1 protein-coding gene is annotated in these 231 nt (G+C 42.0%); it reads left to right on the top strand.

Going from position 1 to position 231, the window contains the following annotated elements:
* Nucleotides 1-231 (top strand): hypothetical protein (locus ACZ6JE_RS15735; RefSeq protein WP_464319559.1); only part of this gene is annotated, 231 nt, incomplete at both ends.

Here is a 231-nt window from a genome sequence, read left to right as displayed (position 1 = left end):
ATCTTCACCTAGGGTAGCCACATGGCGTGTTGATTATGGCATAGGGGCTACGCCAACTACATTCACTGCACCAACAACTACAGGAACACTAATTACCGGAAATACTCAATTTACAAACAACCAGATTAGGGTTGATTTTGGCAGCGCCCTGGATAATAATGCAAACAATGTATGGATTAGGATTGTAAACTTAACTACAACAACAGGTTCAGGAAACAGACCATCTACAGG

Source organism: Frigoribacterium sp. AC759 (genome assembly GCF_979256015.1).
This window is presented reverse-complemented; position numbering and strand designations above follow the sequence as displayed.